Source organism: Micromonospora sp. NBC_00421, from assembly GCF_036017915.1.
Lineage (GTDB): Bacteria > Actinomycetota > Actinomycetes > Mycobacteriales > Micromonosporaceae > Micromonospora.
In genome coordinates, this window is sequence record NZ_CP107929.1 from 6435245 (window position 1) to 6449007 (window position 13763).

The 13763-nt window shown below is 72.6% G+C and carries 15 protein-coding genes; 9 read left to right on the forward strand and 6 right to left on the reverse strand.

Annotated features, from left to right (window positions below; translation table 11 throughout):
• Window positions 1-318: 318 nt before the first annotated feature.
• Entirely contained in the window at window positions 319-1674 is a 1356-nt protein-coding gene (locus OHQ87_RS27635; RefSeq protein ID WP_328342596.1) for an MDR family MFS transporter, read from the reverse strand.
• A gap of 150 nt (window positions 1675-1824) precedes the next feature.
• Here OHQ87_RS27635 and OHQ87_RS27640 point away from each other — a divergent pair, with 150 nt between their 5' ends.
• Window positions 1825-2592, forward strand: coding sequence for a phosphoglyceromutase (locus tag OHQ87_RS27640; RefSeq protein ID WP_328342597.1), 768 nt, complete (start codon window positions 1825-1827; stop codon window positions 2590-2592).
• 123 nt (window positions 2593-2715) lie between these two features.
• Here OHQ87_RS27640 and phoU read toward each other — a convergent pair whose 3' ends face one another.
• Window positions 2716-3369, reverse strand: coding sequence for a phosphate signaling complex protein PhoU (gene phoU, locus OHQ87_RS27645; RefSeq protein WP_328342598.1), 654 nt, complete (start codon window positions 3367-3369; stop codon window positions 2716-2718).
• A 212-nt stretch (window positions 3370-3581) separates the two neighbouring features.
• Between phoU and OHQ87_RS27650 the strand changes: the two genes are divergently transcribed.
• Together OHQ87_RS27650 and OHQ87_RS27655 are read left to right on the forward strand one after the other, a co-directional pair.
• Window positions 3582-4865, forward strand: coding sequence for a sensor histidine kinase (locus OHQ87_RS27650; protein WP_328342600.1), 1284 nt, complete (start codon window positions 3582-3584; stop codon window positions 4863-4865).
• A 22-nt stretch (window positions 4866-4887) separates the two neighbouring features.
• Window positions 4888-5571: a response regulator transcription factor gene (locus tag OHQ87_RS27655; RefSeq protein ID WP_067314784.1), complete on the forward strand. Its 684-nt coding sequence runs from the start codon at window positions 4888-4890 to the stop codon at window positions 5569-5571.
• A gap of 18 nt (window positions 5572-5589) precedes the next feature.
• Here the strand turns inward: OHQ87_RS27655 and OHQ87_RS27660 are convergent, their stop codons facing one another.
• On the reverse strand, window positions 5590-6402 hold the full coding sequence (locus OHQ87_RS27660; RefSeq protein WP_328342603.1) for a hypothetical protein: 813 nt from the start codon (window positions 6400-6402) through the stop codon (window positions 5590-5592).
• A gap of 73 nt (window positions 6403-6475) precedes the next feature.
• Between OHQ87_RS27660 and OHQ87_RS27665 the strand changes: the two genes are divergently transcribed.
• Window positions 6476-7420 carry a Ppx/GppA phosphatase family protein gene (locus OHQ87_RS27665; RefSeq protein ID WP_328342604.1) on the forward strand — a complete coding sequence of 315 codons (945 nt, stop codon included), beginning with the start codon at window positions 6476-6478 and terminating at the stop codon, window positions 7418-7420.
• 76 nt (window positions 7421-7496) lie between these two features.
• Entirely contained in the window at window positions 7497-8303 is an 807-nt protein-coding gene (locus OHQ87_RS27670) for a sugar phosphate isomerase/epimerase family protein (RefSeq protein ID WP_328342606.1), read from the forward strand.
• A gap of 191 nt (window positions 8304-8494) precedes the next feature.
• Here the strand turns inward: OHQ87_RS27670 and OHQ87_RS27675 are convergent, their stop codons facing one another.
• From OHQ87_RS27675 to OHQ87_RS27685, 3 genes are read right to left on the reverse strand one after another with little or no spacing between them, the layout of a single operon-like run.
• Entirely contained in the window at window positions 8495-9034 is a 540-nt protein-coding gene (locus OHQ87_RS27675) for a CGNR zinc finger domain-containing protein (RefSeq protein WP_328342608.1), read from the reverse strand.
• A gap of 19 nt (window positions 9035-9053) precedes the next feature.
• Window positions 9054-10220, reverse strand: a complete 1167-nt coding sequence (locus OHQ87_RS27680; RefSeq protein WP_328342610.1) for a glutathionylspermidine synthase family protein — start codon at window positions 10218-10220, stop codon at window positions 9054-9056.
• A gap of 2 nt (window positions 10221-10222) precedes the next feature.
• Window positions 10223-10504 (reverse strand): hypothetical protein, encoded by a 282-nt coding sequence (locus OHQ87_RS27685; protein WP_328342612.1) that lies wholly within the window; start codon window positions 10502-10504, stop codon window positions 10223-10225.
• Between the two features lie 125 nt (window positions 10505-10629).
• Here OHQ87_RS27685 and OHQ87_RS27690 point away from each other — a divergent pair, with 125 nt between their 5' ends.
• The 4 genes from OHQ87_RS27690 (at window position 10630) to OHQ87_RS27705 (ending at window position 13669) form a co-directional block, all read left to right on the forward strand.
• Window positions 10630-11550, forward strand: a complete 921-nt coding sequence (locus OHQ87_RS27690) for a proline dehydrogenase family protein (RefSeq protein WP_328342614.1) — start codon at window positions 10630-10632, stop codon at window positions 11548-11550.
• Window positions 11551-11652: 102 nt separating this feature from the next.
• Complete coding sequence (locus OHQ87_RS27695; protein ID WP_328342616.1) at window positions 11653-12963, forward strand: hypothetical protein; 1311 nt, start codon at window positions 11653-11655, stop codon at window positions 12961-12963.
• A gap of 185 nt (window positions 12964-13148) precedes the next feature.
• Window positions 13149-13361, forward strand: a complete 213-nt coding sequence (locus OHQ87_RS27700; protein ID WP_088646105.1) for a helix-turn-helix domain-containing protein — start codon at window positions 13149-13151, stop codon at window positions 13359-13361.
• 206 nt (window positions 13362-13567) lie between these two features.
• Window positions 13568-13669, forward strand: a complete 102-nt coding sequence (locus tag OHQ87_RS27705; RefSeq protein ID WP_007465623.1) for a 30S ribosomal protein bS22 — start codon at window positions 13568-13570, stop codon at window positions 13667-13669.
• Window positions 13670-13763 lie beyond the last annotated feature (94 nt).

The window sequence follows — 13763 nt, forward strand, 5'->3', positions numbered from 1 at the left end:
GGGATACGGCTGACCCGTTGACAGTGAGCGGGCGCAGCTCGTAGACCAGCCGGACCTGAGGGGTGGGCCGTGCGTCCTTTGGAGCTGATGACGTCAACGATTCAGCGAGGCGTGCCCGGCCGCCTACGAGTGAGTCGTCAACGTCATCAGCTCCAAAGGACGCAGATGAGGTACCGGACCGGGCATCGGGACTTCAGCTACGGATGTGAGCCGGGGATTCAGTTCGGGTGCGGGGTCGGGGGCGGAGCCGGGATGCGGGCTGGGGGCTCAGTTCGGGTGCGGAGTGGGGGCGAGCCGGGGATGCGGGACCGGATCGGCTCAGCGAGGTGCGGTGGCGGCGGCTTCGGGGGCCTGGGGGACCGGTGACGCCACGGCGGTGACCGGCACGATCGGCTGGGCTGGACTGCGCAGTTGGGTCGCCCGGCGTTCCCGGGCCGGCCCGGAGAGCAGGTGGGCCAGCGCGGTCGCCAGGCCGATCACGACGCAGCCCAGCCAGAGCGTGACGTCGCCGGCGTGCTCCCGGACCACCCCGCCGAGCACCGGGGCGACCGCGCCTGCCACCTGCCAGGACAGCGAGAAGACGCCCTGGTAGCGACCCCGTAGCTCGGCCGGGGAGAGTTCGGCGATCAGGGTGGCGTTGGACGGGGAGTTGAGCATCTCGCCGAGCGTCCAGATCAGCACGGTGAATCCGAAGAACCAGGCGGTGTCGGCGAGCGCGGTCAGCCCGAAGCCGATGCCCGTCACCACCGAGGCGAGGGCTAGCACGTGCGACCGGCTCCGCCCCCGGATCCACCGTGGGACGAAGAGTTGGCCCGCCACGATCAGCACCCCGTTGAGTGCGATCACCGAACCGTAGGTGGCGGGGGAGAGCCCGGCGTCGCCCATCGCGATGGGCAGCATCGAGATGTGCTGGAGGAAGACCAGCGCCCCGAACAGGTTGAGCACGACGAAGCCCAGGAACACCCGGTCGCCGGCGATGGTCCGCAGCGCGCCCGCCGCGGGTGGCCCACCGACCTGGACGGAAGCACCCTTGACGACCGGACCGCCGCCTCGACCGGGGCCAGGTCGCGCCGTGGTCGTCAGGGCGCGTCGGGTCTCGCCCACCCGGACGAAGACGATCAGCGCGGTGACCAGGGTGGTGGCCGCGTCGACCACGAAGAGCAGCAGGTAACCGGCCTCGGCGGCCAGCCCGGCGAGCACGGCGGCACAGGCGAAGCCCAGGTTGATCGCCCAGTAGTTGAGCGAGAACGCCCGCAGCCGGTCCCGTTCCGGCACCACGTCGATCATCATGGCCCCGAAGGTCGGCCTGGCGGCCTCGGCGAACATGCCCAGCAGCAACGCGCCCACCGCCACCGCCCAGAGCGGCCGGGCGAAGCCGAGGGCCAGCATCATGGTGGCCGCGCCCAGGTGGGCGGTGAGCAGGGTGGGTCTCCGCCCCCACCAGTCGGCGAGGGTGCCGCCCACGGTGGTGCCGACCGCGCCGCCGACCCCCCACAGGCCCATCACCAGTCCGGCCTGGGCGGCGGAGAAGCCGCGGGCCTGGGTCAGGTAGATGGCCAGGAAGACCAGCACGAACGAGCCGAGCCGGTTGATCAGGGTGCCGACCCAGAGGTACCAGAACGTCCTCGGTAGTCCACCTGTGGTCTCCCGGAACCAGCCCCGTACGCCGCGCACGCCCGTCCCCCGCTCAGGTAATGACCGCTTTCCTTGAAGCGCCTTACAACCTAGTTTCGGGGTCCGACACCGGTCACCGGGTTTTCCACGTGGTGGTCGTCACCACCACTGCCCGCGTGTCCCCGCGCCACGTGCGGCAGGATGATCGGCATGACTGCGAGCGAGGGGCCCACGGTCGGGACGCTGGTCCTGCTGCGGCACGGCGAGAGCGACTGGAACGCGAAGAACCTCTTCACCGGCTGGGTCGACGTCGACCTGACGGCCAAGGGTGAGGCGGAGGCGCGCCGCGGCGGCGAGTTGCTGCGCGAGCACGGCCTGCTGCCGGACGTGGTGCACACCAGCGTGATGCGCCGGGCGATCCGCACCGCCGAGCTGGCGCTGAACGCCGCCGACCGGCACTGGATCGCGGTGCGCCGGTCGTGGCGGCTCAACGAGCGGCACTACGGCGCCCTGCAGGGCAAGAACAAGAAGCAGACCCTTGACGAGTACGGCGAGGAGCAGTTCATGCTCTGGCGTCGCTCGTACGACACGCCGCCACCGCCGATCGCCGACGACGACGAGTTCTCGCAGGTCGGCGACCCGCGTTACGCGCTGCTGCCGAGCGAGCTGATGCCGCGTACCGAGTGCCTCAAGGACGTGGTGGAGCGGATGCTCCCCTACTGGTACGACTCGATCGTGCCGGACATCCTCGCCGGCCGGACGGTGCTGGTGGCGGCGCACGGCAACTCGCTGCGCGCCCTGGTCAAGCACCTCGACCAGATCTCCGACTCGGCGATCGCCAAGCTGAACATCCCCACCGGCATCCCGCTGCGCTACGACCTCGACCCGCAGCTGCGCCCGCTCACCCTGGGTGGGGCCTACCTCGACCCCAACGCCGCCAAGGAAGCCGCCGCCGCGGTCGCCAACCAGGGCCGCTGAGCCACGCGGAAGGGCTCCCCATCAGCGGATGAACCCGCTGCCGGGGAGCCCTTCCTCCGCATCGGCCCCGTCGTGCCCGCCGCCGGGCCCGGTGGGTCCGGCGCGCGCCGCCGGCCGCCGGATTCAGCCAGCGGCGGGGGCGGTCTCGCCGGTGATCAGGTAGACCACCCGTTCACCGGCGTTCACCGCGTGGTCGGCGAACCGCTCGTAGAACCGGCCGAGCAGGGTGGCGTCGATGGCCGTCTCCACCCCGTACGGCCACTCGTCGCCGAGCAGCACGCCGAACAGGCTCTTGTGCAGGTCGTCCATCACGTCGTCGTCGCGGTCCAGCTCGGCGGCGATGTCGGCGTCGGGGCTGGCCAGCACCTTGCCGATCTTCTCGGCCATCCGGTCGGCGACCGATGCCATGTCGGTGAAGACCGGACGCAGCTCGGCCGGCACCGCCGGGGAGGGGTGCCGGCGCAGCGCGGTCTTCGCCACGTGGTCGGCCAGGTCGCCCATCCGTTCCAGATCGGCCGCCACGTGCAGGGCGGTGATCATCGCGCGCAGGTCGGAGGCGACCGGTGCCTGTCGGGCGAGCAGGTCGCAGACCCGCTCCTCGACGTGCTGGTAGAGGTTGTCGATCTCGGCGTCCCGCGCGATCACGGCCTCGGACGCCTCGCGGTCGGCGGTGAGCAGGCCTCGGGTGGCCTGGCGCATCGCGGCGCGCACCCCCTCCGCCATGTCCACCAGCAGTTGGCTGACAATCTGCAGGTCGGCCCGGAACTCGTCGCGCATCGTCACTTCCTGGGGTCGGTGCCGCCGGCAGCCCCGAGGACCGCCGGCGTACGGGTCGAGCAGGTGCGGGACCCACGGTAGGCGGGGGGCGACGGACCCGAGATGAACCCGGATGAACGGCACGGGGACCAAGAGTGAATTTCTCCCGAAGCGGGCGTAATTCGTCCTGTTATGGGCGATAGCCAGGTTAACAATGACCCTACGATCGCCGGGTGGAATGGGCGGTGGCGATCGTGGTGGCCCTGGTGACCGGACTGGTCGCCGGGCTGCTGCTGTCGGGGCCCGTCCGTGACTGGCGACGCCGCTCGGCGTCGTCCGGGGGCGAGGGCTCCCGCCGGAACCTGGGGAGGTCTGCGATTCCCGACGACCAGTCCGGCGGGCTCAGCGGGCTCGGCCGCAAGACCATCGACTCGCTGCGCGCCGGTGTGGTGGTGCTCGGCCCGGACGACGTGCCGGTGCTGGTGAACCCGGCCGCCCGGGCGATGGGACTGCTCCGCACCGGTGTCACCCCCGGTTCCATCGCCGCCCACCCGCTGATCCGTACCCTCGCCGGGCAGGTGCGGCGGACCGGGGTGCGGCGCGAGATCGAGCTGGACCTGCCCCGTGGTCGCGACAACGCCGGTGAGAACCCGCTCGGCGTGCACCTGCGGGCGATGGGGCTCGGCGGCGGGTACATCGCCGTCGAGGCGTCCGACGTCACCGAGTCGCACCGGCTGGCCCGGGTACGGCGGGACTTCGTGGCCAACGTCAGCCACGAGCTGAAGACCCCGATCGGGGCGTTGCAACTGCTCGCCGAGGCGCTCGTCGACGCCACCGAGCCGACCGACGGGGCGCCGGAGCTCTCCGAGGACATGCTGGCCGCCCGCCGGTTCGCCGAGCGCATCCAGCACGAGTCGACCCGGCTCGGCCGGCTGGTGCAGGAGTTGCTGGAGCTGACCCGGCTCCAGGGCGCCGAGCCGCAGCCCGCGCCGGAGCCCGTCGCGATCGACTGGGTGATCGCCGAGGTGCTCGACCGGACCCGCACCTCGGCCACCGCCCGCCGGATCCAGGTGGTGACCGACGGCCAGCGGGGGCTGACCGCGTACGGCAGCGACAGCCAGCTCGCCACCGCCGTGTCCAACCTGGTGGAGAACGCGATCACCTACTCCGGCGAGGACACCACCGTCCAGGTCACCACCCGGGCGGACGACGACCACGTCACGGTCTCCGTCACCGACCAGGGCATCGGGATCGCCCCCACCGACGTCGACCGGATCTTCGAACGCTTCTACCGGGCCGACCAGGCCCGCTCCCGCGCCACCGGTGGCACCGGCCTCGGCCTGGCCATCGTCAAACACATCGCCAGCAACCATGGCGGCCGGGTGGAGGTGGCGAGCACGCTGGGAGGGGGTTCGACATTCACCCTCCGGCTACCCGCCGGCCCTCCGGACGACCTGGAGACGATACTGCCGTCCGCTGGTATCGAGCCCGGCCCGGCCGAACTCCGCCGGGCCTGACCGTACGAAAGGAAACACCCCGTTGAGCCGCGTACTGGTGGTCGAGGACGAGGAGTCGTTCTCCGACGCCTTGTCGTACATGCTCCGCAAGGAGGGCTTCGAGGTGTCCGTCGCCGCGACGGGCACCTCCGCCCTCACCGAGTTCGATCGGACCGGCGCGGACATCGTGCTGCTCGACCTGATGCTCCCGGAGATGTCCGGGACGGAGGTCTGCCGGCAGCTGCGACAGCGCTCGCACGTGCCGATCATCATGGTGACCGCCCGGGACAGCGAGATCGACAAGGTGGTCGGGCTGGAGATCGGCGCCGACGACTACGTCACCAAGCCGTACTCGCCCCGGGAGCTGGTGGCCCGGATCCGGGCGGTGCTGCGCCGGCAGAGCCCCGAGGTGACCGAGTCGGGTGCGCCGACGCTGGCCGCCGGCCCGGTCCGGATGGACATCGAACGGCACGTGGTGACCGTCGACGGCGCGGCCGTGCAGCTCCCGCTCAAGGAGTTCGAGCTGCTGGAGCTGCTGCTGCGCAACGCCGGCCGGGTGCTCACCCGGGGGCAGCTCATCGACCGGGTCTGGGGCGCCGACTACGTCGGTGACACCAAGACCCTTGACGTGCACGTCAAGCGGCTGCGTTCCAAGATCGAACCGGAGCCGTCCGCGCCCCGGTTCATCGTCACCGTGCGCGGGCTGGGCTACAAGTTCGAGCCGTAGGCCGGCGGAGCACCACGCTCAGCGCTGCGGGCTGGCCGGGTGCGGGGCGATCTGGCCCTGGCCCAGCCGGGCCGCGCACAGCTCGGCCAGCTTCGCGTACGCGGGCGCGCCGATCAGCGCGGTCAGCTCCGGGCCGTACGACAGGTACATCGCCTCGGTGCCGACGTGCGCGTCGGTCGACGAGGTGCACCACCAGTCCAGGTCGTGCCCGCCGGAGCCCCAGCCCCGCCTGTCGAACTCCGCAAGCGTCGAGACCAGCACCTTGGTGTCGTCGGGCCGGGTGGTCCACTCCTGGTCCCGGCGGACCGGCAGCTGCCAGCAGACGTCCGGCTTGTATTCCAGCGGGTGCACCCCGTCGCGCAGCGCCTGGCCGTGCAGCGCGCAACCGCCCCCACCGGGGAAGTCGGCGTCGTTGAGGAATACGCACGGGGCGTCCTCGCTGCGGGTGGCGGTACGCCGGGCCGGGTTCTTGCCGTCGATGGTGTCGGTCTCGGTCCAGTTCTTCGTACCCCGGCGGAAGTGCTGCCAGGTCTGCGGGGTGAGCCGCTTGACGGCGGCCCGGACCCGCTTCTCGTCGTCGGCGTCGGTGAAGAACGCGCCGTGCGAGCAGCAACCGTCGGCGGCCCGGCCGGCGACGATGCCGTGGCAGCCCTGGCCGAAGACACACGTCCAGCGGGACAGCAGCCAGGTGAGGTCGGCGCGGACCAGGTGCCGCTCGTCGGCCGGGTCGACGAACTCGATCCACTCCCGGGGGAAGTCCAGCCCGACCTCCCGGCTGCGGGGGTCGCCGGGGTCGTCCACCAGCACACGCAGCTCCACCTGGCTCGTCACCCGGACCAGGGTACGCGGGGTTGGTTACCCGGGCCGGCGAGCCGTGGAAACGTGTTGGCCCTAGGGTCTCCTCATGCGGCTGGGTGTGCTCGACGTCGGTTCCAACACGGTTCATCTGCTGGTGGTCGACGCCCACCACGGCGCGCATCCGTGGGCGGCGCACTCCGAGAAGGTGGTGCTGCGGCTGGCCGAGCAGATCGGCCCGGACGGCGCGCTCACCCGGGCCGGCGCCGACGGGCTGGTCGAGGCGGTCGGGGCGGCCCGCGCGTCGGCCACCGCGCTGGCCGCCGACGACCTGCTGGCCTTCGCGACAAGCGCGGTACGCGACGCCACCAATGCGGCCGAGGTGCTGACCCGGGTGCGCGAGGAGACCAGCGTACGGCTGGAGGTGCTCTCCGGCGCGGACGAGGCGCGGGCGACGTTCCTCGCGGTCCGGCGGTGGTTCGGCTGGTCGGCGGGGCGGCTGCTGGCGATGGACATCGGCGGCGGTTCGTTGGAGCTGGCCGCCGGCATCGACGAGGACCCGGAGGTGGCGGTGTCGCTGCCGCTGGGGGCCGGCCGGCTGAGCCGGGAACGGCTGCACGTCGACCCGGCGGGGTCGACACCGCCGACCGCCGAGGCCGTGGAGGAGCTGCGGGAGTACGTCGACGCGCAGCTCGACCCGGTGGTGGAGAAGCTGGCCGGGGTGGGCTGGGACCGTCCGGTCGCCAGCTCCAAGACGTTCCGGACGCTGGCCCGGCTGGCCGGGGCGGCCCCCTCCTCGGCGGGCCTGTGGGCCCGGCGCAGCCTCACCAGGACCGGGGTGCGGCAGGTGCTGGGGTTCGTCCGGCACATCCCACCGGCCAAGCTCTGCGAGCTGGAGGGGGTGAGCGCCGGCCGGGCCCACCAACTGCTGGCCGGCGCGGTGGTGGCCGAGGCGGTGCTGCGCCGGTTCGACGTGCAGGCGGTGGACATCTGCCCGTGGGCGCTGCGTGAGGGCGTCATCCTCAGACGGTTGGATCAGCTCGAACCGATGTGACGTACGCCGGGCGTTCCGCGGCTTTTGCGGTTGCTCGTCCGGAACTGCGGTGGCGGACCGGGCTACCCTCGGGGATGTGACTTCCCGCGTCCCGGTGCTCCTGTCCAGTTCCTCGGTCTTTCCTGAGCGGACCGCGGCGGCGTTCCAGCTCGCCGCGGCACTCGGCTACGACGGGGTCGAGGTGATGGTCTGGACCGACGCCGTCAGCCAGGACGCCGGCGCGCTGCGCGGCCTCGCCGCGCACTACGGCGTCCCGGTGCTGTCGGTGCACGCTCCCTGCCTGCTGGTCACCCAGCGGGTGTGGAGCCCCGACCCGTGGGAGCGGCTGCGCCGGGCCGCCGAGCTGGCCGACACCCTGGAGGCGCCGACGGTGGTGGTGCACCCGCCGTTCAGCTGGCAGCGTGACTACGCCCGCAACTTCGCCGACGGGCTGGACACCGTCGCCGGCCGGTTCGGCGGGGTGCGCTTCGCGGTGGAGAACATGTACCCGGTACGGATGGCCGGGCGGCAGTTCGTCCCGTACGTGCCCGGCTGGGATCCGACCGAGGTGGGCTACCCCTCGTACACGCTCGACCTGTCGCACTGCGCCGCGTCGCACAGCGACCCGCTGGCGATGGCCGACCGGATGGCAGCCGGCCTGGCCCACGTCCACCTCGGCGACGGCACCGGCGAGGGGCGCGACGAGCACCTGGTGCCCGGCCGGGGCACCCAGCCCTGCGCCGCACTGCTCCGCTCCCTGGCCGGCCGCGGCTTCTCCGGCTCGGTAGCCGTCGAGGTGACCACCCGGGGCGCCAAGAGCCGCGCCGTCCGCGAGGCCGACCTCCGCGAGTCCCTGGACTTCGCCCGCGCCCACCTAACCGCCCCCACCCCCCTCAACGCCTGACCCCCGGCTCCCCCCGGCCCCGGCTCCCCCAGCTCCCCCGGCTCGCCCCGCCCCCCCCGGCCCCGGTTCGCCCCGGTGATCAAGAGGTTTGCGTCATGTTCAGCCACAGATTTGACGTAAACCTCTTGATCAACTCGTGCGGGGGGCGGGGCGGGGGGTGGGGTGGGGGTGGGGGTGGGGTGGGGTGGGGGTTAGGGGACTGGGATGGGGGTGGCGGCGCGTTTGCGGGCGCGGTGGGCGGCGACGTGGGAGCGGGTGGCGCAGCGTTCCGAGCAGAACCGGCGGCAGCAGTTGGACGAGGTGTCCAGGTAGACGTTGCCGCAGCGCTCGTCGGCGCAGACCCCGAACCGGGCGCTGCCGTACTCGCAGAGCCAGACCGACAGGCCCCACGCCGCGCCGGCCAGGTATTCCGCCGCGACCGAGGCACCCCGGCTGGTCACGTGCATGTGCCAGTCGCTGGAGTCGTGACCGGAGATGCGCGGTTGCACCGGGAACGCCTCCAGCAGGGCGTTCAACTCGGCCACCGCCTGCGCGTCACGCCCCGAGGTGCCGTACTCGAAGACGTCCCGCAGCCGCTTGCGCGCCCGCCGGAAGATCGCCAGGTCCCGGTCGGCGACCTCGTCGCGCATCCACGCGTTGTCGTCGGGGATGAGCGCCCGCAGGTCGTCGAGGTCGTCCAGCCGGGAGTTGACGAGGTCGACCCCGGTCCGGGCGTACGCGTCGAAGTTCACCCGACCAACGGTAGACGACTCATGGAACACGCGGTGCGTCGATGTAGTGCGGCAGGAAACGCGCATAACCGTCGGTGATCAGACTTTCGCTCTCCCGGATGCCGACCCCGGCCGACTCGCCGTCGACGATCCAGCTGCCCAGCACCATCCGGTAGCCGTCGAACTGCGGCAACGCCCGGAACTCCTGATAGCAGAAGCCCTCGTCGCCGTAGATCCCCGGACTGCTGATCTCGGTGTCGCCGGTGACGATGCGTACCGAGGCACCCTCCCGGCCGAGCAGCGGCTTCGCCACGTACTCCGGCATCCCGCGCGGCGAGTCCAGGTAGGCCGGCAGCAGGTAATCGTGCCCCGGGAACAGCTCCCAGAGCACGGCCAGCAGCGCCTTGTTCGACAGCAGCAGCTTCCAGGCCGGCTCGATCCAGGTGGTCGGGGTGCCCGGGTCCAGCGCCGGACGGCCGTACGGCTCGGCCAGCATCCACTCCCACGGGTAGAGCTTGAAGCAGGTGGTGACCTGTCGGTCGGCGGCGTCGACGAAACGCCTGCCGTCCCAGCCGACGTGCTGGATCGGCAGCAGGGTCACGTCCAGCCCGGCCTGCCGGGCCGTCTCGGCCAGGTAGCCGGCGGTGATCTGGTCCTCGCCGGACTCCTCCTCGTTGGACCAGCACACGTGCACCCGCCGGTCGTGCAACCCGGCGCCGATCTTGGCCCACGCCCCCACCAGCCGCTCGTGCAGGCTGTTCCACTGGTCCGCGTCGGGGCGGGTGTCCTCCAGCCAGTACCACTGGACGATGCTCGCCTCGACCAGGGCGGTCGGGGTGTCGGCGTTGTACTCCAGCAGCTTCGGCGGCCACGAGCCGTCGTAGGCGAGGTCGAACCGGCCGTACAGGGTGGGTGGGCGTTCGTGCAGCGACCGGGCCACCGCCTGCGCCGCCCAGGCCGGGATGCCGAACTCGGCGTACCGGTTGCGGGCCACCACGTGTTCGGCGGCGGCCACCGACATCCGGTGCAGCTCCTCGGTCGCCTTCTCCAGCCGCAGCACCTCGTCGAGGTCGAAGGCGTACGCGGCGGACTCGTCCCAGTACGACATCAGCTCGCCGTCGGGCAGTTCGGTGTCGGCGTACACCAGGCCCTGGCTGCGGATCACCGAGGCGAAGTCCGGGCGGGGGGCGACCCGCTCGCGGCGCACCGTCAGCCGCCGCAGGAGGCGAGATGGGTGCCGAAGCCGCCGCGGTCCGGTAGCGCGCCGGCCACCGGGTCGGGTGCCGCGGCCCGGGGATCGATGCCGACGGTCGGCACCTGCATGGCGAGTGCCACGGTGTCCCCGCCGCCTACCGGCCCGAGGGCGCAGTCGTCATCGTCGTCGTCGGAGGTCAGGTTGCAGCCGGAGAGGGCGAGCGCGAGCGCGGTGAGCGCACCGAGCTGCACGGAGGCCGACCGCAGCCGGCGGCGGGGGTGTCGTTCCACGTTCATGGTTGTAACCGATCCATGCCATCCCCGCGCCCCCCGACCGGAGCCTGTGATGCGGTTGGGACCTGCCCCGGTGCGGTCCGGCCGCCGCCGGGCGCGGCCGTACCGTCGGGCGATACGCTCGGCTCATGCTCCGTTCCGTCATCCTCGCCGCCTCCCGGTCATCCCAGGTCGAGCGGCTCGTCGCGACGGCCCCGCTGACCCGGGACGTCGTCCGGCGGTTCGTCGCCGGCACCGGCACCGACGACGCGTTGCGCGCGACCCGCGCCCTCGTCGCCGACGGCCTCACTGTCACCCTCGACCACCTCGGCGAGGACACCGTCACTCCCGACCAGGCCACCGCCACCCGGGACGAGTACCTCACCCTGCTGCGGGCGCTCGCCGCCGCCGGGCTGACCCCGGCCGCCGAGGTGAGCGTGAAGCTGTCCGCCCTCGGCCAGCGCTTCGACGAGCAGTTGGCGTACGACAACGCGCGGGCGATCTGTGTGGCGGCCGCGCAGGCGGGCACCACCGTCACCCTGGACATGGAGGACCACACCACCACCGACTCGACCCTGGACGCGCTGGTCAAGCTGCGCAAGGACCACCCGTCGACAGGTGCGGTGCTCCAGGCGTACCTGCGGCGCACCGAGTCGGACTGCCGGGAGCTGGCCGGCGTCGGGTCGCGGGTACGGCTGTGCAAGGGCGCGTACGCCGAGCCGGAGTCGGTGGCGTACCAGTCGGCCCGCGAGGTGGACAAGTCGTACGTGCGCTGCCTCAACGTGCTGATGTCCGGGAGCGGCTACCCGATGCTGGCCACCCACGACCCGCGCCTGATCGCCATCGGCGAGGACCGGGCCCGCTGGTTCGACCGGGGGCCTGACGAGTTCGAGTTCCAGATGCTGTACGGCATCCGCCCCGAGGAGCAGGCCCGACTGGCCGGCGAGGGCTACACGGTGCGCACCTACCTGCCGTACGGGCAGGACTGGTACGGCTACCTGATGCGCCGCCTCGCCGAGCGTCCCGCCAACCTGGTCTTCTTCGGCCGGGCGCTGGCCTCGAAGAAGTGAGCCGGCGGGCGTCCAGCCCGCAGAGGTGAGCCGGCGAGACGAGCCGGGGGCGCCGCGCGGGTGACTCTGGCTGACTCGTCCGATTCGTCGTACCCTTCGCCGGTGACCGAGGACGCCCCGCGCCGTCGCCCACGGTGGCCGTGGTGGACGGCACCGGCGGTGGTCCTGGTCCTGCTCGCCTGCGGTCTGCCGGTGGCGCTACTGGCCGGCGCGGCCGATCGGGACACCGACCGCCCGGCTGCGGCCCACCCGGCCGCCGGCCGGGCCGCCCCGTCGGACCCGGTAACCCCGGCCGGCCAGGCTGACCCGGCGGGTCGGGCCGCGCTCGTCGGTCGGCAGCTCGCCGGCCAGCTCGACCGGCAGGCCGCCGCTCTGCTGCGCGGCGACCGCACCGGTTTCCTGGCGATCGCCGACCGGTCCGTCCGGTCCGACCTGGCCCGCCGCTATTCCGCACTGCGGGCGCTGCGGGTGACGGTGTGGCGGGCCGAGTCGGAGGGGCCGCCGGTCGCCGTCGGCGGTCAGCCCGGCCGGTGGCGGCAGCCGGTCACCTTCCGGTACTGCCTCGTCGTGCCGGACTGCCGACCCGACCCGGTGCGGGTGCAGACCCGGTGGCGCGAGTCCGGCGACACCCTGGTCCTGGCCGCCGTCGAGGAGTCCCGGGCCGGGCGGACCGGCCCGCGCCCCTGGGAGGTCAGCGAACTGGTCACCGCCGTCGGCCCACGGACCGTGGTGGCCACCACCCCGGCGTACCGTGGGCGGCTGCCCGAGCTGCTCACCGCGGCCGAGGCGTCGGCGCAGGTCGCCGACCGGTACGCGGTGGCCGGCCCACCGCCGGACCGGTACCGGGTCTTCTACGCCGGCCGGGCCGAGTGGACGCGCTGGTACGGCGGTGGCCGTCCCCGGTGGACCGCCGGGTACGCGGTCACCGTCGGCGACGGGCGGCACGAGGTGGTGCTCAACGCCGCCGCGCTCACCACAGGTGGCCCCGGCGAGCTGCTCCGGCACGAGCTGACCCACGCCGCCTCGCTGCCCGGGGGTGGCTACTCCGGTGGGCGGACCTGGTGGCTGGTGGAAGGGCTGGCCGAGTACGCCGCCGCCGACCACACCCCGGTCGACCGCTACGAGGGGCTGGACGAGGTGCACCGGTTCGTCACCGGGGGCTGGGACGGCCGGCTGGCCGGTCTCGCCCCGGCCGACGACGCCCCGGCCGACCGGGCGGGGGCCGCCTACGGCATCGGCTACCTGGCCGTCCGGCACCTCGTGGACAGGTACGGCGAGCAGCGGATGCTGGACTTCTTCCGGGCGGTGCTGCCCGGGGGCCGTACCGTCGAGGAGGCGTCCGTGCAGGTGTTCGGCGAGCCGTGGCAGCCGCTGCACGACGAGTGCGTCGACTACGTCCGCACCCGGACGTGACCCGCGTCGAGGTGGAAACGCCTGGTCACGACCGGGTGAACGAGGTCCGTCCCAGGATCAGTTGCGGGAAGGGATCGCGCAGGTCACAGCCGTCCCGCTACCGTACTGGTAACACGCGCGTTGCCGGCCCGTACGGGAGCTCCGTCGGGTGGCGCGCGCCGGGCATGGGATGGGTCGGGTGAGCCATGGCCGGGTCGCAGTCCTCCGACGGTCGGCTGTCGGACGTCAGGTTCCTCACGGTCGCCGAGGTCGCCTCGGTGATGCGGGTGTCCAAGATGACGGTCTATCGCCTGGTGCACAGCGGTGAACTCACCGCCGTCCGGGTGGGCCGGTCGTTCCGGGTGCCCGAGCACGCGGTGCACGACTATCTGCGAGGGGCGTTCCAGGAGACCGCCTGACCTCGCCGAGTGTGACGTAACGGGCATCGACGGGGGCGCGTTGGTCCGGCCGACGCGCTCCGGCTACCCTGGAGCCGATCCTGACCGTACGCCGGTGCGCCCCGCCGCCACCACGCTGGTCCAGGTCCGTTGTCCGCAAGCGGCCACCGGCGTCACCATCTCGACGCCGAGGGTCCGCCCCGAACGTTGCATTGAAAGGCTGTCGTATGGGCTCGGTGGTCAAGAAGCGCCGCAAGCGCATGGCTAAGAAGAAGCACCGCAAGCTGCTGCGCAAGACCCGCGTCCAGCGTCGCCGTCTCGGCAAGTGACCCGACGCCGGGCCACCACCCGGCGCTCGGTGTCACTTGCCAACTGTCGACCCTCGGAGGCTCAGGTGATCAGGCCGCGGACATCCCGGCTCGG